This is a genomic window from Metabacillus sp. B2-18, assembly GCF_021117275.1.
Lineage (GTDB): Bacteria > Bacillota > Bacilli > Bacillales > Bacillaceae > Metabacillus.
In genome coordinates, this window is record NZ_CP088245.1 from 2,914,562 (window position 1) to 2,940,761 (window position 26,200).

The following is a 26,200-nucleotide window of genomic DNA, read 5'->3' on the forward strand; positions in this document are numbered from 1 at the left end:
TCAAAGAAAAAACAAAAGTTCAAAAGGTTTGCTTTACAATGTAGTTTGAGCGATTACTGATAAAATTTTTTCTTCAAGTAATTTACCTTGCTCTTCATCTTTTAAATGATTCATCAAAATGGAAAAAATAAGTTTATTTCCGTCAGACAACGTTAAATAACCCGATATAGAGCTTACATTAGTAAGTGTACCGGTTTTCGCAACTACGTTTTCTTTTAGTGGTTCTTCTTTCATCCGATTACGCAGTGTACCACCTATTTTTTTTTCTTTTACACCTGCAACTGGTAAAGAGTTATAGAAAGACGAAAACCATGCCTGTGATTGAGATTTATATAAAAGATCTGTAACAGAGTTTGCCTGAATAGCGTTTACATGAGAAATACCCGATCCGTCTCTTAAGTACATATTCTCAACATCAATTCCGAGCGATGTTAATGTTTGTTTTTCAACCTCTAAACCTGCTTCCCAGCTTCCAGATTGCTTGTGAGCCTTCCCCATTTCTTTGACAAGCATTTCCGCATGTGTATTGTTACTATTTTTCATGAAAGGAATAAGTATTTCTTTTAGAGGAATTGATTGATGTGTAAGAAGCATTTTCGAATGATTTGGTTTTACCCCTTTACGTTCCCTACCTTTCACCTTAATTCCTTGTTGTTTTAATGCTTTTTTTAGGACTGAAAGAGAATAGCTTGTTGGATCCCATACTGCCACCCACTCTTTTATGGGCAATGCTTTATATGAAATGGTCCCTTCAACAATGACCTCATTTTTACCATGAGTACGTGAGATTGTAAGCTCACTTTCTTCATCTGTGGAAACTGTGTTAGTTTTATTTATAAGTGTAACAAAATCAGTATTAGGAAAAATTGAAATTTCCGCCTTTTGATTTTTTTGACCAGGAGAAACCTCAATGGTAACCGTTCCTGCATCAAAATCTTTATCAGGAGAAACTGTTAAGGCTGAAATTTGCGCACCATAATAAGCTGTTTCATCACTCCAAGGAAGATCCACTGAATACCGTACATCATCATACCAACTATCATCAGCAATTAAATCTCCTGTAATAGATTGTATTCCTTGTTTTTTAAGAGTTTTAGCCATTCTTTCAATATCATTTACACGGAGTGTGGGATCACCATGTCCAACAAAATAAACATTTCCCTTTATTTCATTACGTCTAACTTTTCCATCTGTGAATAGTTCCGTTTGGAAAGAATAATCTGGCCCTAAGGAAGCTAAAGCTGATGCTGCCGTGAATAATTTTAAATTGGATGCTGGGGTTAACGATAAATCTCCATTATACGAATATAATAGATCACCGTTAGAAGCCGAACGAATACTAACACCTGCAATCGCTCCTTCTAGTATAGGATCTTCTGTTATTAGAGTATGTAATGGAGAAAAGACGTCCACTTGTTTTGCTTGTGTAAGAGACGGGGCTTGAAAAGTGCTTATCATTGTAAATGATAAGATCACCATGCAGAGAATTAATTTTGCCATAAAAGCTTCTCCTTTCAATCTTCTATCTTTAAGGTCTTCATCTATTTTCTTTTTATCCATTTAAAAACAGCTGATCAACATTGACCAGCTGTTTTTGTTTACTATTTTTTACACTACATTAAATTCATCAGGATCTGGACCAACACGCTTGTCTTGGTTCAACGCACTAATTTTTTTCATATCTTCTTCACTTAGTGTGAAATCAAAAATATTTGCATTTTCTTCAATACGATGAGGCTTAATTGATTTAGGAATTGTAACAACCTTATTTTGTAGATCCCATCGCAAGATAATTTGTGCTGTTGATTTATTATATTTTTGAGCAATTTCCACTAGTGTTGGCTCGTCTAGTAACTGACCTTGCATTAATGGTGACCATGCTTCTAGTTGAATTTGATGCTTTTTACAATATTCGTGTAGACTTTCTTGTGTTAACCGTGGATGATATTCAACCTGATTGACCATTGGTTTAACATCAGCTTGATCAATAAGATCTTGTAAATGGTGTTCCTTAAAGTTACTTACGCCAATTGCACGAATTTTCCCATCATGATAAAGCTTTTCTAATGCTTTCCAAGTATCAACGTATTTCCCTTGTTCAGGTACAGGCCAATGAATGAGATATAAATCCAGGTAGTCTAACTGCAGCTTTCTTAAGCTTTCTTCAAATGCAGCGATTGTTTCAACATATCCTTGATCTGCATTCCACACCTTTGATGTGATAAACAATTCATCACGTGACACACCACACTCCGCAATTGCCTTACCAACACCCTCTTCATTCCCATAAACCGCAGCAGTATCAATACTTCTATAGCCAGCTTTAATAGCAGCTAAAACCGAATTTACTACCTCTGACCCATCTTCTACCTTAAACACTCCTAAACCAAACCAAGGCATTTTAACGCCATTATGTAATGTTGTAGTACTTTGTAAGCTTTCCATCAGTTCAGCTCCTTTCATTTTCACCTTATTATTTTCCTATAACATCTTAATAATGAAAAGAAATTTGCTTACGTTTACAAAACTAGTAAAAGTTACTTAAAAAGAGCCCATTATCTCTTTTGAAAGATAAATGGACTCTTTTCTTAATTAATTAGTATCCGTAACCAACGTAAGAAGCTCCAATGATAATTAAAAGAATAAACAAAACAACGATTAGAGCAAAACCAGCTCCATAACCGTATCCACCTGTAGCGCCCATGATGTCACCTCCAAATCCATTTGTTTTACTATATGTTTATAGCACTAACTTCGTTATGGGTAAAAGTCCAGATATGAAAATCTATTTTTTGTCACAATGTATTAGGATTATAAAAGAAAAATTGTTACGATAGAAGAAAGTAATAGTTTGAGGTGAATTTTATGTGTGGTCGGTTTACACTTGCAACAAATCAAGATGTAATTGAAGATCAGTTTCAGCTAATTATCAATGAAGAACTTACATACAGATATAACATTGCTCCATCTCAGGATGTTTTCGTTATAGGATCAAACGGACAGCAACGTGTAGCTACAAACATGCGATGGGGATTAATTCCACCTTGGTCAAAAGATGTGAAAATCGGACATAAAATGATCAATGCACGTTCTGAAACAATTGAACAAAAAGTAAGTTTTAAAAATCCGTTTCGACAAAAAAGATGCTTAATTATTAGTGATGGTTTTTATGAATGGAAAAAAACAGAGAGTGGTAAACAACCCTACCGATTTGTGATGAAGGATAGACGACCGTTTGCTTTTGCCGGTTTATGGGAATGTTGGAATAAGGGCTCCGAACCATTGTTCACGTGTACGATATTAACAACTACCTCAAATGAGGTAACAAAAGATGTTCATGATCGAATGCCTGTGATCTTGCCACCCAATTCATATGATACATGGTTGGATCGGGAAGAAGATAATATTGAACACTTAAAGTCATTGTTAGTACCCTATGATGCTAAACTCATGGATCTATACCCAGTTTCTGCTCTTGTAAATACTCCTAAAAATGACCAAAAAGAATGTTTAGAGCCTCTTAATAGTGAATAAAAAGATCAAACCTTCTAAAAAGGGTTTGATCTTTTTATTCATTACTTATAAATTTGTTCATACCACGTTTTAGCTTCCATTATCTCTTCCCTTGTTAACTGGTGTCCAGCTTGCCCCCAGTGTTCTGTTACTTGTGCATTTGCATTTCTTAACACTTCAGCAAGTTCTTTTGTTTCTGCCTGCGGAATTAATGGATCGTTAACTCCAGCCCCTATGAATACAGGTGTATTATTTAAATCAGGTACTTCTACCCCTCTTCTAGGTACCATGGCATGAAGTAAAACAGCACCATTCAATGCTTGTTTATAATGATACATTAAGCTTGCTGCGATATTTGCTCCATTTGAATAGCCTATTGCTAAAACGCGATTGCGGTCAAATTTGTATTTTTCAGCTGCTTCTCCAATAAATTGATGCAGTTCATCTGTACGAAAAACCAAGTCCTCTTCATCAAAAACACCTTCTGATAAACGACGAAAAAAGCGAGGCATTCCATTTTCCAAAACATTTCCTTTTACACCAAGTATGGAAGCAGTAGGAGCGATCATTTCCGCAATCGGAAGTAAATCACGTTCATTTCCGCCAGTGCCATGGAGTAGTAATAGAGTTGGTTCGTTTTGATCTTTTCCTTCTATAAATATATGTTGCAATGTATCCATCTCCTAAATCCTTAAGATTCCATTGTATATAATGGTTTTAATTTTGCTTCTATTTCATTTCTTTGTGATTCAAAATATGGAGGCAGTGCAAGGTGTTCTCCCAGATGTTCAAAGTCCTCGTCACCTTCAAAGCCAGGTCCGTCTGTTGCAAGCTCAAACAAAATTCCATTAGGTTCTCTAAAGTATAAAGAACGGAAATAATATCGTTCTACGAAACCAGAATTCGGCAAGTGACTTTCTTTTAACAATTTCACCCACTTGTTTAGCTCTTCTTCATCTTCAACACGGAAGGCAACATGGTGGACGCTTCCTCGCCCTGGTCTTTCACGACTGCTCTCGTTGTCCTCAATTAAATGAATTTCTGCACCAGTACCACCTTCACCAGTTTCAAATACCCGAACTTTTTTCTGATCATTTTGTCTAACATATCCTGTTAATTCTCGAAATCCCATTAAATCTGTTAAAATATTAGCTGTTCGTTCTGGCCTTGAAACAGTTAACTCAACAGGGCCAAGCCCAATAATTCCCTTTTCAACGGGAACCGGGCTCTTATCCCAAGGCTTTCCTCCAGCAACGCCTCTATTGTTTTCATCCGAAATCAGAATTAAACGTTGGCCTTCCTTATCTCTAAAAGAAAGACTAGAGCGACCATTAACAACTTGTATTTCATCATGATCTACATCAAATTGCTCGAGACGGTCCTTCCAGTATTGGAGTGCCTGATCATCAATCACTCGTAAGGAAGTAGCAGTGATGCTATTCGTACCAGGATAAGTTCGACCTGCACGAGGAATTTCAAAAAAGGTCAAATCTGTCCCTGGATTCCCCCGTTCATCAGCATAAAATAAATGATATACAGAGGTATCATCTTGGTTAACTGTTTTCTTAACCAGCCTTAAACCTAATACTTTTGTATAAAAAGTATAATTATCCTTTGCATTAGCTGTTATAGCAGAAACATGATGAATTCCTTTTAAAGGTTTTATCGTCATGAGAGAACTTCCTTTCTAAATCTAACATAATATCTCGAATTCAAGATAATTATAATAAAAATAAATAAGATCGTCAAATAATCTACATATATGTAAAAGCGCGTAAAATACAAATCAACAGCCCTCAATTCACCACAAGCCAAAATAAAAAACTGTAGGCAAGCACGATTAATATCGAGTTTGTCTACAGTCTTAAAAGTTAACGACCAATCGTTAACCTCTTGTTTCTTATTGCTGGATATATTGTCTGTTTTGTTGTTGCTGCTGATAACTTCTGTAGTTAGGAATGTGACGCTGTTCTGCTTGATTGTAAGAATGTACAGTTTGGTTTGGAACTTGTTGATAAGAAGTTGTTTGGTTATATGCAACACCATTAGATAATTCTTGTTGCATTTGATTGCAAACATTTAAAATTTGCTGACATTGTTGTAATGCTTGGTTATGTCCTTGTAAGCTTTGTTGAATCATTTGAGTTGCTTGTTGTTCTCTTTGTAATAATTGTTGCAGCATTTGTACATTTTGTTGTTCTTGTTGAAGCATTTGTTTATATTGTTGGCTACCTTGTTGTGTTTGCTGAATAAGCTGTTGAACTACTTGACGACACTCATTTATTTGTTGCATTGCATGTTGTTGTGTATGCATAAATAATCCCTCCAGTTTTAATAAGTTTGTTGTTGATTACTATATAGAGCATTTGGTTGATAGCTGTTAAGTAATGCTTTTGTTGTTGTTTGGTCAAACGTTGGTACTTGGTAATAACCTCTTTGATTCATATAATTCCATGTCTCGTATGCTTGATCCGCACAATTTTTTGACCCCTGAATCATTATTTCTCTTAGTTTGGAATCTGTAAATTCTAATGCAGCATGCATTTTTGATACTGCAGACGCCTTGTGAGTTCCAAGCATAGCAGACGAAATATCTTTATCGTTTAATTGATTAATCGATGCGTTTGGTGATTCTGGTACACTATTTCTGTTCATTCCGTATGTTGGTGTTGCACCAATGTTTGATTTTACACTAGGTAATGATCCAACATTTGCTTTTTGTTGGAGTGCATTTACAACAGCATTGTATTCATTAGTCATAAATGAAAGCTGATTTTGTAAAATGTTCTGTAAGTATTGATCTTGACAATGTGGTTGTAAAAGCTGAAATTGATTGATTGCATTCACCATACAACTTAGTATCTCATGACATTCCATTAATTCATGAGCACCAATATTTACTGAATTCGATTGTCTTGGCAAGATGTTATCCTCCTTAAAACATTTTTTGAAGCCAAATTTAAACTACCACTATTGATCGTAAATTATTCAGCTGAATTTTCTTAAATATTATTTATGAACATAGAAAAACCCAGATTTTCATCTGGGTTTTTTAAGAAAATTTATATATAAAATGTCCGTTCGGTTTTAATTGAATGGTTATCTTACCATGGTCTTCAATCTTTCTCGTTAAAAAGAAGTGCAGGCCATTCCATTCTAATGACCATTCTATAGGAGCACTAGCACGTAGATGCATTAGCTGCATTTTGTAAATATCGTAATTATATGAAAAAGAGAATTCACCTTCAACGATTGAATACCATAAACCTTTTAGATAATTTATCGCTTCAGCTGATTGCTTTGAATTAATAATTTCGTTTACTGATCTATAATGCACTTTCTTCCCCTCGCTCTCTATTACAAGATTAGATGAATTAGAGGAGAAAAACTATGCTAAAATGTTACCAATGTTATTTTTTGATTCATTGATTGGTCTTGATTCACTTATGACGCATGGCTATTTTCGATAGATTCTTCTTGGTCACGATCCATTTCCTTGATAGGAGATTTTTTATAACGTCCAATTATCGTACTCGCGACAAAAATACAAAAGATTGAGAGAATAGCTCTCTCCCAACCAACTAAAGCTAGAGCAAATAAGATAATAATAGAGTCACATACAAAAAGAACTAAGCCTCTATTTATTCCGAATTTTTTATCAATATATAAGCCTAGTATATGAATTCCACCTAGTGAAGATCCGTTATTCAATACAAATGTCACTCCAATGCCAATTAAAAGACCGGCAATAATAGCAGCAATAATTGCATTTATCTCAAAGACAGGAATAATGATGTCAAACCATTCGCGAATTAGAGAAATTCCGGTAATTGATAATAAGCTTGAAATAGTAAACCACTTACCAAGTTCTTGAATAGAGATGATGAAGAAAGGCAGATTCACAACAAAAAACAGTGAACCCCAAGAGAAGGTTGTAAGATATGATAGAATAGTTGCAATTCCAGCAGTTCCTCCAAAGGTTAAATTATTATCTGATAATAATTTAATTCCTAAAGAGGTTAAAACTAGCCCAACTAAAACAAGAATCAGCTTTTTCGTTATATTCATAATTATCCCCCGATCATTGTTATCCAATAATAACTTATCGCAAAGACTTGACAAGGTCAATGGCTTGAAAAGTATTCCGAATCTTACGTTTTTTCCGAACAAAAAAAGATCTTATTTCTCGGGTAAAAGAAATGTACCTCCAAGAAAAAAGATCTCTTAAATCTATTAAACTATTAAAACATTGGAACTGGTGGGTCTATCGCTAGAACTGGTTGTCCATTTATTGTAAACCAAATATAATAATGATCTATTTCAATATCTAGGTGATTTTCTATTTTTTGTATAATCTCTTCTTGAACTTGAAAGCTAATTGAAGCTGTTTTATCACCTAAGGGTATATTTTTCAGCCCTAACAAATCTGCAATATATCTAGCATCCTCATATGAGACTTCAACCTGCTGATCATATTCTGATAAATAAGCAGCTTGAACAGGAGAAAATGTTAAAATTATGGCTAATGAGATCGCTGTAAATAAAGTTATCCAATATTTCATCTTTATCACCTCCTTTTAAGTTTGTAAATGAGCAAACACATCTACAATATCAGGATGATAAAAACTACCTTTGTTTTTCTTTAATTCATGAACAGCCTCTTCCTTTGTTCTAGCTTTTTGATAGGGACGATTACTAGTAATGGCATCATATGCATCAACCACTGATATAATTGAAGCTTTAATATCAATCTCGTCCTTTGATAATCCATATGGATAACCTCTTCCATCGTATCGCTCATGATGCTGTTCAACAATTTTTCCGGCATTTACTAATAACGGCAATTTTGTTTCTTCCAAAACCATACGTCCATAAATAGTATGCTTCTTCATGATATCCCACTCATCGGTAGTTAATTTCCCTGGTTTTTGTAGAATGTTTAATGGAATTATTATTTTTCCAACATCATGAAAAAAAGAAGCCATGTTTAGTTGTAATAAGTCATTTGAATTTAAGCCTATTTCTTCTCCAACCTGCATAGCAAGGTTTGCAATTCTTGCACAATGATCCCCTGTATACCCATCTTTCTCTTCTATAGAAACAGCAAGCTTAACCAATTGTCTTGATACATTACTATAGCGATGAAAAATAGGCTGTGAAGTAACATAGATAAATTCTGTAGGACCAATTGATTGGAAAACATAATGTTCAGTTATTGGTAATCTGTAAAAAGAATCGCCGGTTTTATAAGCCTTAAAACTACCATCTTCCATTTGAAGCTTCAGCTGACCATTTACGATAAATAAATACTCAAGTGCAGACCAGCCCGCTTCAGGCTCAAGTGCCCATCTAGTATCAGGTTCAAGCTGATGGTGAATAATTTCCGTTTGATCACCCGACGCAATAAGAGAAATGGTTAAACCCTTCATCTTTACTGACTCGATAAAATCAGTTTTATTTGCAAAGCAAGTCATAGAATCCTCACCTTATAATTAATTTAACTAAACTATTATAATGAATAATTTTGAAATAAAATAGATGGTTTTTATAAAATGAAGATAGTACCAATTTAGGAAGTAAAAATCCAAAGCTTAAGAAGAATTGTTCGATAACGGTTTCACCAGCAAACGAAAAAGAAGCAAGGAATCTTCTGTCCCCTGCTTCTTATACCTATTCTATTTTCTCCGGCTCAGGATAATCAACGCCAAATGTTTCAAGTGTAATTTGTTTTATTTTTTGATCTTCCACAGGCTTGTCCTGATTATCCCTTTCAACATTTACGATCTTATCGACTGCGTCCATTCCTTCTGTTACTTTACCAAATGCGGCATAATCACCATCTAGATGTGTAGCCTCAGCAACCATAATAAAAAATTGAGATCCTGCAGAATCAGGGTCTTGAGATCTCGCCATTGAAAGCACACCTCTTTCATGGTTTACCTCATTCTCAACTCCATTCGATTCAAACTCTCCTTTAATTCCATACCCAGGTCCACCAGTCCCTCGACCTTCAGGATCTCCTCCTTGAATCATAAAGCCTGGTATCACTCGATGGAAGATAAGGCCATCATAAAAACCTGATTCAGCAAGAGAAATAAAATTATTCACCGTATTTGGAGCGATATTTGGATATAACTCAACTTTAATCGTATCGTTATTCTCCATTGTAATTGTAGCAATCGGATTGTCTTCAATTTTTTGCACTGGTTGTGTAGTTTCTTCCTGTTCAGGTTGACTTTGTTCATTTGTACCACAGCCACCTATAATAAGCATGACTAAGAAAATAATACTTAATAAACTCTTGGATTTCATGACTTACTCCTTTCAAACATATATGTACTTTTCTAACCCTCATGACTTTATATCTAGACTTCATCTATGTTACGGTAAAAGTATACAGTAAAAGAATAGGTGGTGTCTAACTTGGTATATACGGAATTAAAGCATCTTTTGAAAGATTACTACCCATTTACATTGTTAACAGATTTTCAGTTACAAGAAATGACCGATAAAGCAACACAAGCGACTTTTGCTCAAAATGAATTTATTTTTCATGAACATGAAAGAGCAGATCATATTGATATCTTTTTTTTAGTATCTGGATTAGCAAAAAATATTTTACATCAAACAAATGGAAAGCAGTTATCACTTCGATACTATTATCCTGGAGATATTATTGGTTTAATGGTCATGTTCACAAGTGGTGAGTTAGAATTTTCTGTTCAAGCATTGGAAGATTGTACGGTTTTTAAGCTGAACAAGCGTCATTTCTTTGAGATCATGACACGAAATAATGATTTTTCAAAGGTGATTTGGGAAAGTATTGGTGAAAGAACAAAGTCCTTATATGATGAAATGAAAAACAAAGCAACTCATGATGATGATGAAAATGTTCACCTATTAAAAACACGTGTAAAAACACTAATGAATCAACCTATTCTCATCCAACCTCACCTTACAATGGATAGAGCAGCACAGCTTTTAGATGAGAGAAATGTTACTGGATTAATTGTGAATGATGAACAATTAAAAATGAAAGGAATCATTACAAATAAAGAAATATTAAGATATGTATCCCAGCCATCTTCCTCTAATCTCGTTTTAGACTGGATGAACAAGCAGCCTTATTATGTTGAAGCTGATGCGTTTGCTTTTGAAGCTCTTTCTTATATAAAAAATAAAGCAAATGAGTTTATTCCAGTTATTCATAATGGGAGTGCAATCGGAGTATTAACCAGTCGCTCATTCCTTAATCTTGAAAACTCCAGCTACTTAGATCTTACTTATAATGTGAAAAATTCAAGATCAATTGATTCTCTTTTACAGCAAGGATCTTTAGTAAATTCAACGTTGAAATCCTTTGTTCAAGAGCTTGTTGAAAAGGAGAGTTATGCTTATGAAGTATCTGAAGTAATTACAAATCATAATGATAATATCCATAGACAAATTATTAAACTAGCAGAAAATGAGATGAAAGCTGAGGGCTATGGAACTCCGCCAATTAACTATTGTTTTATCATTATGGGAAGTCAAGCACGACATGAACAAGGATTTCGCACAGACCAAGACAATGGTCTTATTTTAACCAATTATGATCACCTACCTAATCGTGCGAATATTGATGAGTATTTCAAAAAATTCACTCATAAGATTAATGAATATTTAAGTTTATCAGGTTTTCCTGAATGCACAGGTGGAATTATGGCAAAAGAGTCTAAATGGAGAAAATCTTTATCAGAATGGAAAAAAGAAATCCAAACATGGAAAGATGAACTTGATGCACAAGAAATTCAAAATTTCACGATGTTTTATGATTTCAGGCCTATTTTTGGTGATTTTTCTCTCGCTGAAGAAATAAGAGATTTTCTGACAAACAAAGCTAAAAAATCAAAAACCTTACAACAATTATTAATGAAGGATGCTCTTCGATTTAAGATTCCTGCACATCCTCTAGGTATTATTAATTTAAAGCAGAAGTATAAGAAAATAAATGTTAAAAAAACCGGTTTAACACAGATTATTTATTCAACAAGAATTAATGCCATTAAATACGGAATCAATGAAGTGAGTACGGTTAAACGACTTAATGAATTAAAGAAGATTCAAGCTATGCATCCGCGAGATGTTGAAAATGCAAAAACAGCACTTCACTATTTGCACTATTTTCGATTGCAACAAAACCTTAATCAGCTTGAGAACAACCAACAAGTTTCGAATGAAGTCAATGTGAATGAGCTTTCAAAAGAGGATCGAATAAAACTTAAGGAAGCACTGCAGGTTGCTCATCGCATGCAGCAAGTAACCAAGATTAGCTTTAATCGAAATCGGGTGGTGTAAAACAGATTGCCAGATGATATAAAAATATTAAAATATATATTTTGGGATCAATTATTTTTTAAACATCGCATGAACAAAATGATCCAGCTTCCAGAATACGATTATGCCGTTACTTCAATTGAACGCTTTGTAGAAAGTCAAAAAGGATTAATGAAAGAAGATTTACGCTCCTGTACATTTACAATTTTTGATTTAGAAACAACTGGTTTTTTCCCAAACATGGGTGATGAAATCATTTCTATCGGTGCGATCAAAGTCAAAAATTTTGAAATCCTGTATGATGAGGCGTTTTATACAATTATGAAACCAATCAACAAAATTCCGAAAACAGTGGAAGAACTAACAGGATTATCAGGAGAAATATTAGCTAAGGCTCAATCTTTTCCAGTTGGGATACGTAAATTTCTCGACTACTGTGAAGGAAGTATTTTGGTTGCCCACCCTGCTACATTTGATATCGAGTTTATGAAAACCGTTCTTAATCAATGGAATTTCCCAAACTTTTCAGTTGATTTTCTGGATTCCCATTTGATTGCAAATGACTTATATACAGGAGAAAGAAATTATTTAGATAATCTTGTAGAACGATTTAAAATATCCGAACGAGAACGTCATCATGCATTAAATGATGCTGTCATGACTGCAAATGTTTTTATCAAACTTCTACAGCAGTATGATCGGTCATTTATAAAAAATCCTAAACAACTATTAGATACAATCGAAGAAAACAGGATAATTAATGATGGTTTATCTTAAAGATGGCAACTAAAAAAGGTGTGACAAATTGTCACACCTTTTTGTTTATATTTTTTTGAAAATAGCAGCTTGAGACGTTATTTCTCCTGCTTGATAATTTGTAATATGAGAGAATTTGTACACGCATCCGAATCCATCAATATCGAATAATGTCATTTCCATAAAATCTTGTGGAAGTTCGTGTAAATGCTTCAAAAGAATTTCATTTTCTGTGTTGAAATGTAAATCCCCCTCCTGTAAGTAATGGACGAAAGGATTTGTTTCTAGACGTTTTTCTAATGGAATGTTATAAAAATTCATTTAAAGCACCTCACCTTTTAGTTTTCTTTGTTTTCTGTATTTTCTGATTATTTATATAATACAACAAAACTTCTCGTTTGAAAACTATTTTTTAAAAATTTTTATTATTTTTCTTGTCATATTATGACTATAGTAAAATCTTTATTTCCTACACTTTTATCTTGATCACATCCAGTTCCCTTTTCTCAAGTATACTAAACAAATGATACCAATTACCAAAGGGAATATTCGTGATAAAATGTGATGGAGGATGTGATGATTTTGAAGAAATTTAGAGGATTTTTTATTATATTACTATTATCATTGCCTATTCTTGCTAGTTTTACTACAGGCAGTACGGTTGGAGCCTATTCATCCTTTTTATCTCCAGAAGGTATTCATTTTGTTAGTTATTCCCGAGAATGGGACGAACATAAATTAGTAGAATTATATGAAGAACTTAAACAGAATAAGTACGGAGAAGAAATAAATAGGCTTCAAGAAATCAGGGTCGAAGCAGGAAGGCATTCCTCAGGAGATACAAAGGGCAGCTACCATGCGATATTAAAGACGATTATACTTTATCAAGGTGACAAGTATCTTGAACCTGCTGATTATCGCGAAACATTGTCACACGAATATGGCCATCATTTTGCTTATTATTATTTTCCTTCCCATCACCTCCCTTTTTCTAGATGGCAAAAGTTAAGAGGCATAAACGTTGGCCAGCTTCAATGGGATGCGTTTTGGAATTATGAAGAAAAAAATCATTCTTTCTATCCGCAAGAAATTATTGCAGATGATTATGTACTTTTATATGGTGCAACAAATCATGTTAGTCCAAATGATGTTTATAGTAATGAAGCTTTTTATCTGCGTACTCAGCATGAAAACCAACAACTTCCGAACGTGTTAGAAAATAAAGAACTTCTTGCTTACTTAGAAGAAGAAAGCGGAGTAGCTATTGATAAAAACCGTCTTATCCAAACCCCTTCCTTTACAATTATTGAAGATGACAAAATAAGCTTTTCTGTCACTGAAAAGTCTAATATTGCTTATAGATTAAATATTGAGCTTTTTAGTCCTTCTAACGAACAACAAACGCTAGAGCTCTATACAATTACAGATGATGAAGACAACGAGATCAATTTCTCTTTAAATGATGTTGGCTACGGTCACTTTTCAGATTATGAATCTGCCATAATATCAATTGATGTTGTCGATTTAACAACATCGATTGGATTTGAGACAAAGGAAACAACATTGAACTTTTAATATTAAAGAGAAAATGACAGATAATAAAGGGATAATAACGAGTTCCGTCTTTTATCCCAATTAATTAAATATGGTCTTATCACAGGCAGAATGTAGTGTTTTCTAAATTGAATAATGGTCCAGATTCATGAACTGGACCATTATTCTTATGTAAACAAAATTGTAATAAATTCACTTGTGTATCGTTTTCTAGTGAAAATGTGAAATATGCATTCGCAAACCAGAAATGTGTATGCTTTTGCATAGGTAGACAGCTTTAAACCATTCGCATAATCCAATAAATGTATAAAATGATATTAAAAGTGGTCGTAATTGTAATTTTCATCCATTTACGTATCGTTTTCTAGTGAAAATGTACAAAATACATTCACAAACCATAAATGTGTATGCTTTTACATAGGTGGACAGCTTTAAACTATTCTTAAAATCCAATAAATGGTAAATGGGATATCGGCAGTGGCCCTAATTGTTTTTTTCATTGTGTATCGTTTTCTAGTAATAAGCTAAAATGACCATCAAAACAGTGTTCAATTTGATGGTCACCTTGAATAATACTTTTAAAGTTTTTGAAAATTAACCGAACCCTTTAAATACATACACAATCCTTTTCCTATTTCCTCTCATATAAAACAGTTAAGCTAATCAATGTGACAAGTATAGTTGCTCCCATATCTGAAAGGATTGCAATCCATAGTGTTAGTAAGCCAGGAATGGTTAACAATAAGGCAATTAGCTTCAATCCAAGTGCAAGGGTAATATTAAGCTTAATAATGGAATTCACTTTCTTCGCTGATTTAATAGCTGAAGGTAATTTTCCAAGATGGTCCTGCATTAATACAATATCAGCTGTTTCAATCGCACTATCTGTTCCTTTTCCCATTGCAATTCCTAAGTCTGCTGTTGCAAGTGCTGGTGCATCATTAATTCCATCACCAATCATTGCAACCTTCTTGCCTTGAGATAGCTCTTTTACTTTTTCAACTTTCTCATCTGGCAACAAGCCAGCGAAATATGAAGTTAATCCAACTTTGGATGCTACTTTCTTTGCGGTGCTTTCATGATCACCAGTTAACATCACTGTCTTTTGGATTCCTGCTTCATGTAAAGCCTTCATAACGTCCGCACTTTCTTCTCTTATTTCATCTGAGATCCCCATGATTCCAAGTACATTTTCAGAAGTAGCTAATATAACTAATGTCATGCCAGATTGTTTATATTGTTGTATTTGTGCTTTTATTTCTTCCTCTATTTGCACATCTTTCATATGTGCTTCGTTACCGAGAAAGTAAGTCACACCATCAATTTTTGCAACAATGCCACTTCCTGAAACTGTTTTTATTTCTTCTGGTTCAATTAAAGTAAATCCTTCAGCTTTTCTGAGCACTGCTTTTGCAATCGGATGTGATGAGCTTTTTTCAATCGAAGCTGCAATTTGTAAAAACTTCGGATCATATTCTACATAATTCTCAACAAATGGCTGTCCCTTTGTAAGTGTACCTGTTTTATCAAAGGCCACCGTATGGATTTTACCTAATTGCTCTAAGAATACTCCGCCTTTTACAAGTATTCCATTGCGGGCATTTTTTGTAATACCAGACACAATAGCGATTGGTGAAGATAGAACTAAAGCACATGGACAACCTACAATTAATACAGCTAACCCTTGATAAAACCACTCTCCCCAGCTACCGCCAAAAACCAATGGTGGGATTAGCATAACAATGGCAGAAATGATCATAATTAATGGCGTATAATATTTGGCGAACTTATTTATAAACAATTCTGTTGGTGTTTTTGTTTCTTGAGCTTCTTCTACTAAATGAAGAATTTTTGCTAAAGACGATTCTTCATATGCTTTAGTGATTTTTATTTTTAGTACACCTTCATTGTTAATACTTCCACCATAAACCGGTTCATCTTTTTCTTTTTCAACTGGCATGCTCTCACCTGTTATGGCTGCTTCGTTTACAGAGCTTTTTCCTTCCAAAACTAAACCATCCGAAGGAATTTTTTCACCGGAACGAACTAATACAATTTGATTTGTTTTTAAGGATGAAATCTTGACTATTTTTTCTTGACCATTATCAAGTACTGTAGCTTCCTTTGGTGCAATTGCTAGCAGTTTTTCCATTGAATTTCTCGCTTTTTGCATACCCAAGCCCTCTAGGTATTCATTTAATCCAAAAAGGATTGCAACTAAGGCGCCTTCTTTCCATTCTCCAATACCTAATGCACCAATTAAGGCAATGGTCATTAACGTTTCAATATTAAATTTTAATTTAAATAGATTTTTCAATCCCTTGATAAAGGTTTGATATCCACTTAAAACGGTTGCTGCAAGAAAAAGTCCGATTGCAATATATTCATTAAAAAAGATATCGGTTAGAATCCCTGCAATATAGAAAATAGCTGATAAGGATAAAAGGACAATCCAATTTATCCCTGTAGGATGATGATGGTCATGATCATGCTGCTCATGCTCGTCAGCTTCTATATATGCCCCATCTGAAGATAAAATCCTTTTTACTTTTTCAATGTCAACATTACTTTCTAGTTTAAGCTTACCTGTGTTATAGCTTAAAGATGCTGTTTGTCCTGACGGCAATTTATTTATTTCTTCCTGTAATTCTCTAGTACAGTTTGCACATGTTAATCCTTTAACTTTATATTCTTCCATTGTGCTCAACTCCAACATAAATACTTAATGATGCTGTGCATGGTTAATTGTTTGTTGCAAGACATTCATTACGTGATTATCATCAGGCGAATAATATAATGTTGTCCCTTCCCTTCTATACTTAACCAAACGTAGATTCTTCAAAAATCTTAATTGATGTGAAACTGTTGACTGAAGCAAAGATAACTTTTCAGCAATTTCATTCACTGAGTGTTCACTTTGCGAGAGCAAGTGTAAGATTTTAATTCTGGTTGGATCACCTAATGCTTTAAACGTCTGAGAAACGATAAATAATGTTTCTTCATCTAATTGCTCTTGCGGTTCCTTTTTACCTGATTCTTCCATGATCAACACCTCTTACTCTTTAGTATATATTAAAATATGTATATATGTTCATATTATCTAACTAAATAATAAAAAAATAATTGGCTCTTGTCAATCCTAGCCAATTAATAAAAAAACGTTTACTAAGAAAATACCGGTTAATAAACTAAGCCAATGATAAAAACGATTTCCCTTCTCATTTGATGTAAGAAATAATTCAACAATCGAAATATATAACATTGTACTAATAGCTACACCTAATAAGGACCCTAAAATCATGTCATTTTCTATCATCATGAAATTTCCAAGTAATACAAATCCATAAAGACTAAATGTAAGATAAAGAAATGCAGAGACTAAATGATGAGGTTTAAGCTTTAATGCGATTGCTAGCATCATTAATGCCATCCCCTCAGGTAAGTGATGTAAAATAATGAGATGATAAAGATGTCCTTCGTGATCAACATGGTTCCCTAAAGCAAATCCAGAAGGTGCATTATGTAATGTAATGGCAATAAGAAGCAGTAAAAATGTGGACTTTGATTCACCTTTTGATGAACGGTGTACATACTGATCAATTACCACCATACAGAGAAGACCGACTCCTATTCCCATAATAATAGATATTGGTTGGTAATGTAAAAAACTATGTGGAATAAACTCAAGACATAGAATCCCCACTATCATACCGGCACTAAGAGAAAACAAGTAGTCGATCTTCCAATTTACTATTTTACTTATGATAAATGATAACACCCCACCTGTTATCAATGATAAAAACACATAAAGGCAAAATATAAAACCCACTCTATTCCCTCCATTACGTTACAGATAAAGCAATTACTTTAAGTTATGAATAGCTTTTCCTGTTTAGTACAAGAGCGGGTTAAGAGATGATTTGTGAAAGAAAGTAATCAATAACACTTTCAGAATGTAAACGTACTCCAACATATGGAGGTCTCACATAGTTGTTCATCTCATATGGCATACCTAGCCACAAATATTTTTTATCTATTATCATGAAAGGAAATGAAACAGATTTGGCTTTAAGCTGCTCTCCTTTCAAGTTATTCATTTTATCAGGAGAGATTGTTGTTAAACGAACATTGGCTTTTCGACTATTTAATATGTTATTCCACTCTTCGGATAACTCTTTGGTAGGAAGTCCAACAATTATTGAAGAAGTGGCCTTTTTCACATCCTTTATAATGGGTTCAAGTTTTTTTGCATGAATCCATATTAATTTTGAATGCTGATTTTTAATCCAGGTCCCTATTTGCTGTTGTCCTACTTTTTGATTTTTGCTTACCTGATGATCTACAAGCTGACGAATTGTTTTTCCACGAAAAACCTTTGATTGTAGAAATTGCTGATCAGCCAGATGAACGAACTTTCCTCTAGTTCTTGTCATTGCAACATTAATTAGTCGTTCACTATCCTTACCAATTAAAAGCATTCCAGGTCGTTCCTGCGGATAACTGTCGACGGTATCAAATATCATAACATCTCTTTCACTTCCTTGAAATCTGTGAACTGTTGCAGAAATAATATCCGACTCTATTCGTTCCACTGAATATACATCATTTAGCAACATGTCCATTAAAGCTGCCTGGGCACGGTACGGTGTAACATATCCAATTGACCTTGCGCCTGCTAAGAATGACTCATGGATTACTTGAAATGATAAAAGTAAATGCCAAAGGTTATATCGTGAATTTGATGTTTTTTCACGCATAGTGTACATTCCACTAAAACTACTATCCAACAATATGGAGGAACGATTTGAAAATGGTTCTCTTTCTACTATTGAATTTCTAGCCGATTTCACACTTTCGTGATCACCAACAAGATCATGATAAATGTACTTGTTGGTGAATGAAGAAATGTCCGGATGCATTCTTCTTTGTTCTTTTAAAAGAAAAAGATGAGGATGTAATGTACTACTTGGATCATTAAGCCAATCAACTACACCTGCTTTATGAAAAATATCGTTCCTTAGCCATTCATCAACAAGAGCATGTTTTGCAGAAGCGATTGGAGGGAGCTGTTTAAAATCTCCACAAATAATGACTCTGCGACCTAGAGTTGCCGCAAAAGCAATTTGAGGAATATAGGCCATACTTGCTTCATCAATTATGACAAGATCATAGTCTTTTTCATAAATACTCGGATCGTTCGCAGCCTTTGATAATGTTGTTCCTACAATATTGGCATCCTTAACAAGCTCAATTTCCTTTTGTCTTATTTTTTCTAAGACTGTCGCTAATTTACGTTCAATTTCAAGCAATTGTTCAGAATCTCTTTGACTATAGGATTGTGAAAGAGTTTGTTTCATTCCTCTTCTATGTTCATGCAAATCATTTCTTTGTTTTGCTAATTCAGGGTGCCTTTTATGAATCAGCTCCAATGTTGTTAGGTTATCGTTTGAAGTAATCGATGTTTGCGATCCATAACGAAGCAAATCACCTTCTCGAAAATGGCCCTTTTTATTAATAAAACGAGAAATTTCCATCATAAGCACATCAACTGCTTGATTACTTTGAGACAGAACTAATACTCGATCGCCTTTTACATATTTATTTCCTGCTGCCCTGCTCAATGTATAGGTTTTTCCTGTACCAGGGGGCCCCCAAACAAATGTAACAGGATTATATTTGCTCCGTAAAACAAGTTCATGAACAGCTGATTTTATTTTTTCGGTAGGGTGCTTAGGATCATTAGATGGATTCATCAATCTTTTCATTCGTGCTTTCTTCCGCTTACTTTCTTTTATTTCATCAAATCTTTCATGTAGTTGATCTAACAACTCCCATGGATCATGAAGTAAAAAGAGCTCGGAAGGTTCATGTCCAAGGGATTCCTCCAAGGATATGATTACACTTTTCCCCTCTGATGAAAGAATTTTACCGTTCACTGTTCTTTTTCCAAATTCGACTTTAATTGAAGAGCCTATTGGTACTCGAATGGGTACAGTGGTTTCAAAAAAATAAGTAAATGATCCCTCGTTTGACATCAGTTGACCATCTTTTAATGCGTATCTCGTACTTCCATATTTCTTTAGATGCATGATTTCCACACGGATTGCCTTTTGCCATGTTTTTATATAATAATTGGTAGATTTCATGTTTATAACGTCCTTATCGTTTTTCTGACAGTTTTCACCGAAACAAACTATACCATGATGGAGTTTGAAAAGCGAATATCTTTAAAATAAAAAAAGGACCAAAATTGGCCCCTTAAACACGAGTCTTATCTTATACCAACATATCCTTTGAATGGTTGGTACATGTGCATTCAGTTAAGCTGTAACCTGTAACTTGAAATCCATTTTTTTGTAAGAAGCGAACACCCATGTTCTTTTCAAGTTGGTTTCCAGCAATAAGATGTACTCTTTTATTAGGAATTTCATGGAAATATCTTCTTAAATATGCAATAGGTATAACAATTGAATCGAAGTTTTTCATCGTTGATAAATTATTATAATCTCTTACATCCACTACTTGACTAGATTGATCATGATGATCTATATCTACACAAGGTACATTCTTAATAGAAATTGACCTTTTAAAAAAACTTCCGATTAACACGATAAAAATAATACCAGCTATGAGATAAAGCATCTCCCTTCCCCCTCTAAGAAGTAAATGACAATGTTATTAACTTATATTAATATAGATGCTTTTAGATGGTTTTATCAAGTAATTGGATTTGAAATTTGATCATTTTTTTGCTAACTAGCTGTCGCTAACTGTTGCATGCATTCGCCTTACTTGTTAAGTTGATCTAAAATTGGATACAGCTCTTCAAGATGAGTGATTTCAAAGTCTGGTTGTACTTCGTTTCGTTCTTTGTTATGACGGTTAATCCAAACAGATTTCATTCCAACTCTTGATGCACCTAAAATATCTGTCATAAGATTATCTCCTACCATTATTGCGTCATCTTTTGAAAGATTCATCTTTTCTAATGCATGTTCAAAAATAGTTGGATCAGGTTTGCCTCTTCCAAAGGCACCGGAAATAATAATTTGCTCAAAGTAAGGAACTAGCTCTGGAGTAATTTCTAATTTAGTATTTTGTAAGTCTGGAGAACCGTTTGTTAACAAAAGAAGACGATAAGATTCCTTTAACTTGTCCAACACTTGAAAAGACTCATCGTAAACAAAAGGTTTTTTTCTTCTTTGTGCTGGAAATTCTTCAGCTAGCGTTGCTCCATAGTCAGGATCATCAATCCCACAAGCTTTTAAGCCTCTTGTCCATGCTTCTTTCCGATATGTGGGAACGATTTCTTTCATCTTTCGAAAATTCTCTTCATCGTCTAAAAAGTTACCCCAAAGACCCTCAAACGGATTGATCCCGATCATTTGCGTAAAATCATATGTTTCGTATGAGGAGTAAAGCTCCCTCGCTTCGTTTCGGACAGCTTCTTCAAGCTTTTCAGAATGTATTCCATATTTTTGTTCGGCTAATTGACATGTCGCAACAAATGCTTCCTTTACACTTTTTTGATCCCATAATAACGTATCATCTAAATCAAAGAAAATAGCTTTAATCATAATGTCCCCCTAGAATCTATGTATTTTCATATTTAAAAACTCTTACTATTCAAACAATAGCTTACAGAGATTTAATTAATATGTAAATAGTACCTGAGAAAATCCTTTTATGAAATATTCAAAACAGCAAAAAAACCGCTCTCACTAGTGAGCAGTTTTTCAGTTACAATTAAATTTATACGGATTGTTTCTTCATTTCATCTCGATCTTCATTAGAAATAATTTCCCTTAAAATATAAAAATAAATGCGGAACATTTCTTCAATTGCTGCTTCTATTTCTTCATTTTCACTGTTTTTTAATCTCTTTTTTAATGCATCATAAACAGATTGTTTATTGTGTCCACGCATTGCGATAATAAAGGGAAAACCGAATTTCTTTATATATTTATTATGATAAGCGATGAATTTTTTATATTCTCTAGATGTTAAAGATTTAAATCCCGATTGCTTGCTTACATGATTGTAAGGGTTTTGACCTAGAATTGTTTCAATAAAATCCGGAAGAGTTTGAAGTAGTGCAACTCTTTCTTCAATTGTATATTTTTTTACACGTTTTTTCATTGCATGATGAAGAAATTGATAAGAGGGAAAAGGTCTTAATTCGGATACCTGTTCGGCAATTGAATGCTCAAAAATCCAACGAAAAGTTGAAACAAATTCCTCACGTGTAAGCACATTCGCATCATGAATTGTCATCACTGGATATCACTCTCCATTAAAGATTTTTATCTTACTGAATTTCTTCTTTTTTGTTTACCATCTCTCTGTAACGTTGAACAGCTCTAATGATTCCTGTGTAACCAGTACACCGACAAAGGTTGCCTGATAAATGTTCAAAAACATCCTCATCTGTTGGCTGTTGATTTTGCTCTAACAAATCCTTTAGCGCTATAATCATTCCTGGAGTACAATATCCACATTGAAGTCCACCTTCTTCAAGAAATGCCTGCTGAATTGGATGAAGTGATTGATGTGATACATGTTCAATTGTTTCTATTGTTGAAAGATGTATCTGATAGGCCATGACTAAGCAAGAATTTACAACTTTTCCATTCAGTAATACGGAGCATGCTCCGCACCTTCCGATTTCACAAGATATTTTGGTGCCTGTTAATTGTAAATCTGTTCTTAAAATATCGACTAACCGATAAGTTGGCGGTACGGTTAAATGATACGGTTGACCATTTAATTCAAAAGATAGATCTATTTTATTTTCCACTTTTGCCTTTTTCATTGACGCACCTCCTACTACTTTTCGACAAAGGTTTTAATCGTTAATGCATTTAAAACTTCCTCAGAAGAAACTGGGAGATTCTTCACCCATAATCCACATGCATCATGAATAGCAGCAGTTACAGCAGGTGCAATTGCAACAGTACCAATTTCACCAACACCTCTTGGGCCAAATACATCTCCCTCCATTAAAGACTCGTCAACAAACACCTTCATTTCTTTTGGAATATCTTTAATGGTTGGAATGAGATACGAATCAAGATTTTGTGTATGATAGCGGCCATTTTCCATCACTGAATCTTCATTTATTGTAAAACCAAGACCCATAACTGCCCCGCCTTCAATCTGTCCTAAATAACCTAGTGGATTCACTACTGGCCCTGCAGCCACACAATGGTCCATTTTTGTTACCTTTACCCTACCTGTCAGTTGGTCGATTTCCACCTCAGCTGCAACTGCGGCAAAGGAGTATAAATAATGTCCCCCTATTACTGCATCTGGGGTGGTTGGAAAATGAAATTGCGTATGAAAAATGGGAAGTTTATCAGATAAATAGTTTGCTAAATCGTAATAACTGATAATAAGTTGATCAATTTTTCCTTTCCGCCAAATTCCTTTTCCCCCTAAATACAGAAGATCACGCGTCGTATCTGTGTAAGAGGCTGCCTCATCTAATATTTTATTTAAAAACGGTTCTTTTAGCTTTTGGATGCCATTCCAAATCATATTTGTTGAACGAGATGCTGTTGAGGAACCTGAAGAAGGAACGAGATCTGTGTCACCTATCACAATCTTTAAATCTTCTTTTCTACACCCTAAAGCTTCCATCATCATAATTTCGATTGAAGCCAATAATCCTTGGCCAAATTCTTCAAATCCGAAAGCAATTTCAATTTTCCCATCCTTGGTTAAAGAAATGCGAGAACCTGAAGGATCAGGTCGACCAAAGCCAAGACCCCCTCCATGCATAGTGATTGCCACGCCTCTACCTTTCACATTTAGAGGCTCTGTTTTTAAAGGCTGCGTTAATATTGGAGATTTTTTAATCATATTTAAAACACTTCTGGCTCCATCATTCTTTATATTCGTTGTCCTAGCGGCCCGGGATCATCTGCTTTTCTAAGATTTTGTTCTCTAAATACTAATGGATCAATTTGTAACAACTCAGCTAGTCTATCGATTTGTGACTCTAATGCAAAGGTAACTTGGTTCCCTCCGAATCCACGATATTCACCTGAAACTCCATTATTTGTAAACACAGAGATCCCTTCAATATCAACATATGGAATGATATAAGGACCGGTTGAATGCTCAACTGCGAAGTCTAAAACAGCTGGTCCAAGTGTTGCATATGCCCCTGTGTCTGCAACAATTCGAACAATGTGTCCTACTAGTTTTCCTTCTTCGTTCGCCCCTGTTGTCATGGTCATCTTCATAGGATGTCGTTTAATACCCGCTCTTACTGATTCCGTTCTCTTATTATGGAGCTTTACAGGTTTTTTTGTTTTAATAGCTAACAAAGCCGCATATGGTTGGATATTTAACTCATCTTTCCCACCGAATGAACCACCAATTGGACTTGATATCACTCGGATAGAACTTTCAGGTATAGATAAGATTCTAGCTAGCTGCATCCGGTCCTTAAAACCGTGTTGTGTTGCTGCATAAACCGTTAATTTACCATCATTCTCTGGAACAACAACTCCTCCCTCTGTTTCCATATATGCATGCATTTGTCTTGGTGTTTCATAGGTTTCCTCAACAATGTAAGGACATTTTTTGAGTTCATCTAAAACATATTCACTGTTCTTGTACCCTGCACGATGTAAGATATTTCCAGAAGGGTGTAATTTCATTTGTGAACTTAAAGCTTTGTCAGGACTATCAATTACCTCAAGTGGTTCATATTCAACAAGAATGAGTGAAAGTGCCTTTATAGCAATTTCCTCATTAACCGCTGCAACTGCAGCAACTGCATCACCTACGTAGCGGACAGTGTCTTCGCACAAAACTGGCTGATCAGGAAATATTAATCCAAAACGGTTCATCCCTGGAACATCTTTATATGTGATGATCGCTTCAACTCCCTCAAGTTGTTCTGCTTCAGTTGTGTTAATGGAGTGAATTTTTGCATGTGGAAATGAACTTCTTAACACTTTCCCAATTAACATATTTGGGAAGCAATAATCAGTTAAATATTTTAGCGAGCCTGTTACTTTATCATGGCCATCAGGACGGATTCTCCACTTACATTTGTACTCGTTTTTATTTAACTCCTTCATCCCTTATTCCTCCCTTAGGATGGTTTCTAATTTTTCTGAAAGAATGTTTGCTGTAACCTTCTTCCGATACGACTCTGTTACAAAGGCATCCGAATATGAGTGAAATTCTTCTAAAATTGTTTTGTATATGATTTCTCTTGTTATGTGAGATCCACTGCCGGTTAAGAGCTGTTCAAGTTTTTGGAATCTAATAGGAAAATGTGTTCCTCCTCCGACAGCTATGCGAACAAATGAAAATTCATTATGATCACACTTGCTAAAACAACAACTTACCGTTACTAAAGATGCTGTAAAGGCTTCTCTTCTTCCAACCTTTCGATAAAAGCTTTTTGTTTTATTAGCTTGAAGAGGAATTAAAATTTCAAGAAGCAAAAAAGGGTATGATTCTTTTTCTTTTAACCAGGTTGCTAAATCAATCATATATATCTGGTCTTTTAGCACTATTTTCACCTTTGCATCTAACACAAGAAGGGCTGGAATGCTGTCACCAATTCCACTTGCTACATTTCCTCCTATTGTTGCACGATTCCGAACAGCAGGTGCAGCTATGTTTCTACAAGCTTCAGTTAATAATGGACAGTGTTCTACTATCTCAGGATGCTTGATACACTCTGCAATCGTGGTAAGTGCACCGATTGCTAAAATATTCTCGTCATTTATTTTTTCATATCTAACTTTTTTTAATTGTTCAATACAGGAAAGATTAATTAGTCTTGAAGGAAAGGGAACACCTGATTCCCACTGAATTTGATGAAGCGTCCCCCCAGCTACGTACTCACCTTCAAAAAGTACTTTCAGTTTTATAGCATCTTCAACTGATATTGGATGTTCAACGACGATTTCTGATTTCAATGGAGTTGAGTGTTGTTCTACATTCATTCCATCACCTAATTTCATTAAAAATTTTTGTGAACAAAACAGATGAGAATAGCAAACGGAGGTAAAGTAGTTTGAGGTTGATTTAAAAC

The 26,200-nt window shown here is 34.5% G+C and carries 26 protein-coding genes and 1 pseudogene; 4 read left to right on the plus strand and 23 right to left on the minus strand.

The annotated features are described in order from the left end of the window. Positions 1–33 precede the first annotated feature (33 nt). From dacB to LPC09_RS14715, 3 genes are all read right to left on the minus strand, one after another. The gene (gene dacB, locus LPC09_RS14705; protein WP_098794765.1) at positions 34–1,500 is read right to left on the minus strand and encodes a D-alanyl-D-alanine carboxypeptidase/D-alanyl-D-alanine endopeptidase; all 1,467 of its coding nucleotides are present in this window, start codon (positions 1,498–1,500) and stop codon (positions 34–36) included. A 108-nt stretch (positions 1,501–1,608) separates the two neighbouring features. Then, entirely contained in the window at positions 1,609–2,445 is an 837-nt protein-coding gene (locus LPC09_RS14710; RefSeq protein ID WP_141549634.1) for an aldo/keto reductase, read from the minus strand. A 151-nt stretch (positions 2,446–2,596) separates the two neighbouring features. Continuing rightward, positions 2,597–2,704 (minus strand): YjcZ family sporulation protein, encoded by a 108-nt coding sequence (locus tag LPC09_RS14715; protein WP_098794764.1) that lies wholly within the window; start codon positions 2,702–2,704, stop codon positions 2,597–2,599. A gap of 161 nt (positions 2,705–2,865) precedes the next feature. On the opposite strand from LPC09_RS14715, the gene LPC09_RS14720 reads away from it, so the two are divergent. Then, complete coding sequence (locus LPC09_RS14720) at positions 2,866–3,534, plus strand: SOS response-associated peptidase (RefSeq protein ID WP_098794763.1); 669 nt, start codon at positions 2,866–2,868, stop codon at positions 3,532–3,534. Positions 3,535–3,575: 41 nt separating this feature from the next. On the opposite strand, the gene LPC09_RS14725 is transcribed toward LPC09_RS14720, so the two are convergent. The 9 genes from LPC09_RS14725 to LPC09_RS14765 all read right to left on the minus strand — a co-directional run bounded on the left by LPC09_RS14725 (position 3,576) and on the right by LPC09_RS14765 (position 9,825). Next, the gene (locus LPC09_RS14725) at positions 3,576–4,184 is read right to left on the minus strand and encodes an alpha/beta hydrolase (RefSeq protein ID WP_098794762.1); all 609 of its coding nucleotides are present in this window, start codon (positions 4,182–4,184) and stop codon (positions 3,576–3,578) included. Between the two features lie 20 nt (positions 4,185–4,204). Beyond that, complete coding sequence (locus LPC09_RS14730; RefSeq protein ID WP_098794761.1) at positions 4,205–5,185, minus strand: ring-cleaving dioxygenase; 981 nt, start codon at positions 5,183–5,185, stop codon at positions 4,205–4,207. Positions 5,186–5,413: 228 nt separating this feature from the next. After that, the gene (locus LPC09_RS27505) at positions 5,414–5,827 is read right to left on the minus strand and encodes a hypothetical protein (RefSeq protein WP_098794760.1); all 414 of its coding nucleotides are present in this window, start codon (positions 5,825–5,827) and stop codon (positions 5,414–5,416) included. Between the two features lie 17 nt (positions 5,828–5,844). Continuing rightward, positions 5,845–6,435, minus strand: a complete 591-nt coding sequence (locus LPC09_RS14740; protein WP_231307667.1) for a spore coat protein — start codon at positions 6,433–6,435, stop codon at positions 5,845–5,847. 130 nt (positions 6,436–6,565) lie between these two features. Beyond that, positions 6,566–6,850: a hypothetical protein gene (locus tag LPC09_RS14745; RefSeq protein WP_098794759.1), complete on the minus strand. Its 285-nt coding sequence runs from the start codon at positions 6,848–6,850 to the stop codon at positions 6,566–6,568. Positions 6,851–6,957: 107 nt separating this feature from the next. Beyond that, positions 6,958–7,581, minus strand: coding sequence for a YitT family protein (locus LPC09_RS14750; RefSeq protein ID WP_231307668.1), 624 nt, complete (start codon positions 7,579–7,581; stop codon positions 6,958–6,960). Between the two features lie 173 nt (positions 7,582–7,754). Further along, positions 7,755–8,075, minus strand: a complete 321-nt coding sequence (locus tag LPC09_RS14755) for an 8-amino-7-oxononanoate synthase (RefSeq protein ID WP_098796643.1) — start codon at positions 8,073–8,075, stop codon at positions 7,755–7,757. A 15-nt stretch (positions 8,076–8,090) separates the two neighbouring features. Beyond that, positions 8,091–8,987, minus strand: a complete 897-nt coding sequence (locus LPC09_RS14760; RefSeq protein WP_231307669.1) for an HD-GYP domain-containing protein — start codon at positions 8,985–8,987, stop codon at positions 8,091–8,093. A 196-nt stretch (positions 8,988–9,183) separates the two neighbouring features. Continuing rightward, positions 9,184–9,825 (minus strand): peptidylprolyl isomerase, encoded by a 642-nt coding sequence (locus LPC09_RS14765; protein WP_098796646.1) that lies wholly within the window; start codon positions 9,823–9,825, stop codon positions 9,184–9,186. Positions 9,826–9,936: 111 nt separating this feature from the next. On the opposite strand from LPC09_RS14765, the gene LPC09_RS14770 reads away from it, so the two are divergent. Both LPC09_RS14770 and LPC09_RS14775 read left to right on the plus strand, forming a co-directional pair. Next, on the plus strand, positions 9,937–11,850 hold the full coding sequence (locus LPC09_RS14770; RefSeq protein WP_231307670.1) for a DUF294 nucleotidyltransferase-like domain-containing protein: 1,914 nt from the start codon (positions 9,937–9,939) through the stop codon (positions 11,848–11,850). 6 nt (positions 11,851–11,856) lie between these two features. Next, positions 11,857–12,606, plus strand: coding sequence for a 3'-5' exonuclease (locus LPC09_RS14775; RefSeq protein WP_098796649.1), 750 nt, complete (start codon positions 11,857–11,859; stop codon positions 12,604–12,606). A 45-nt stretch (positions 12,607–12,651) separates the two neighbouring features. Here LPC09_RS14775 and LPC09_RS14780 read toward each other — a convergent pair whose 3' ends face one another. After that, complete coding sequence (locus tag LPC09_RS14780; RefSeq protein WP_098796652.1) at positions 12,652–12,906, minus strand: hypothetical protein; 255 nt, start codon at positions 12,904–12,906, stop codon at positions 12,652–12,654. A 261-nt stretch (positions 12,907–13,167) separates the two neighbouring features. Here LPC09_RS14780 and LPC09_RS14785 point away from each other — a divergent pair, with 261 nt between their 5' ends. Beyond that, positions 13,168–14,160, plus strand: a complete 993-nt coding sequence (locus LPC09_RS14785; protein ID WP_141549668.1) for a hypothetical protein — start codon at positions 13,168–13,170, stop codon at positions 14,158–14,160. A 610-nt stretch (positions 14,161–14,770) separates the two neighbouring features. Here the strand turns inward: LPC09_RS14785 and LPC09_RS14790 are convergent. From LPC09_RS14790 to LPC09_RS14835, 10 genes and pseudogenes are all read right to left on the minus strand, one after another. Next, entirely contained in the window at positions 14,771–16,837 is a 2,067-nt protein-coding gene (locus LPC09_RS14790; protein ID WP_098796658.1) for a heavy metal translocating P-type ATPase, read from the minus strand. Positions 16,838–16,861: 24 nt separating this feature from the next. Further along, a complete protein-coding gene (locus tag LPC09_RS14795) occupies positions 16,862–17,182 on the minus strand; it encodes an ArsR/SmtB family transcription factor (protein ID WP_098796661.1) in 321 nt (106 codons plus the stop codon). A 96-nt stretch (positions 17,183–17,278) separates the two neighbouring features. Next, positions 17,279–17,968 carry a ZIP family metal transporter gene (locus tag LPC09_RS14800; RefSeq protein WP_231307671.1) on the minus strand — a complete coding sequence of 230 codons (690 nt, stop codon included), beginning with the start codon at positions 17,966–17,968 and terminating at the stop codon, positions 17,279–17,281. Positions 17,969–18,047: 79 nt separating this feature from the next. After that, positions 18,048–20,285: an AAA domain-containing protein gene (locus tag LPC09_RS14805; protein ID WP_231307672.1), complete on the minus strand. Its 2,238-nt coding sequence runs from the start codon at positions 20,283–20,285 to the stop codon at positions 18,048–18,050. Between the two features lie 130 nt (positions 20,286–20,415). Then, on the minus strand, positions 20,416–20,781 hold the full coding sequence (locus tag LPC09_RS14810) for a hypothetical protein (protein WP_098796671.1): 366 nt from the start codon (positions 20,779–20,781) through the stop codon (positions 20,416–20,418). Between the two features lie 146 nt (positions 20,782–20,927). Beyond that, positions 20,928–21,716, minus strand: a complete 789-nt coding sequence (locus LPC09_RS14815) for an HAD family hydrolase (RefSeq protein ID WP_231307673.1) — start codon at positions 21,714–21,716, stop codon at positions 20,928–20,930. A 175-nt stretch (positions 21,717–21,891) separates the two neighbouring features. After that, on the minus strand, positions 21,892–22,413 hold the full coding sequence (gene uraD, locus LPC09_RS14820; protein WP_231309764.1) for a 2-oxo-4-hydroxy-4-carboxy-5-ureidoimidazoline decarboxylase: 522 nt from the start codon (positions 22,411–22,413) through the stop codon (positions 21,892–21,894). 34 nt (positions 22,414–22,447) lie between these two features. Beyond that, positions 22,448–22,951, minus strand: a complete 504-nt coding sequence (locus LPC09_RS14825; RefSeq protein WP_098796677.1) for a (2Fe-2S)-binding protein — start codon at positions 22,949–22,951, stop codon at positions 22,448–22,450. A 14-nt stretch (positions 22,952–22,965) separates the two neighbouring features. Beyond that, positions 22,966–25,232 (minus strand): annotated as a pseudogene (pucD, locus tag LPC09_RS14830) (xanthine dehydrogenase subunit D). Between the two features lie 3 nt (positions 25,233–25,235). Next, complete coding sequence (locus LPC09_RS14835; protein ID WP_176551037.1) at positions 25,236–26,111, minus strand: FAD binding domain-containing protein; 876 nt, start codon at positions 26,109–26,111, stop codon at positions 25,236–25,238. Positions 26,112–26,200: the final 89 nt, after the last annotated feature.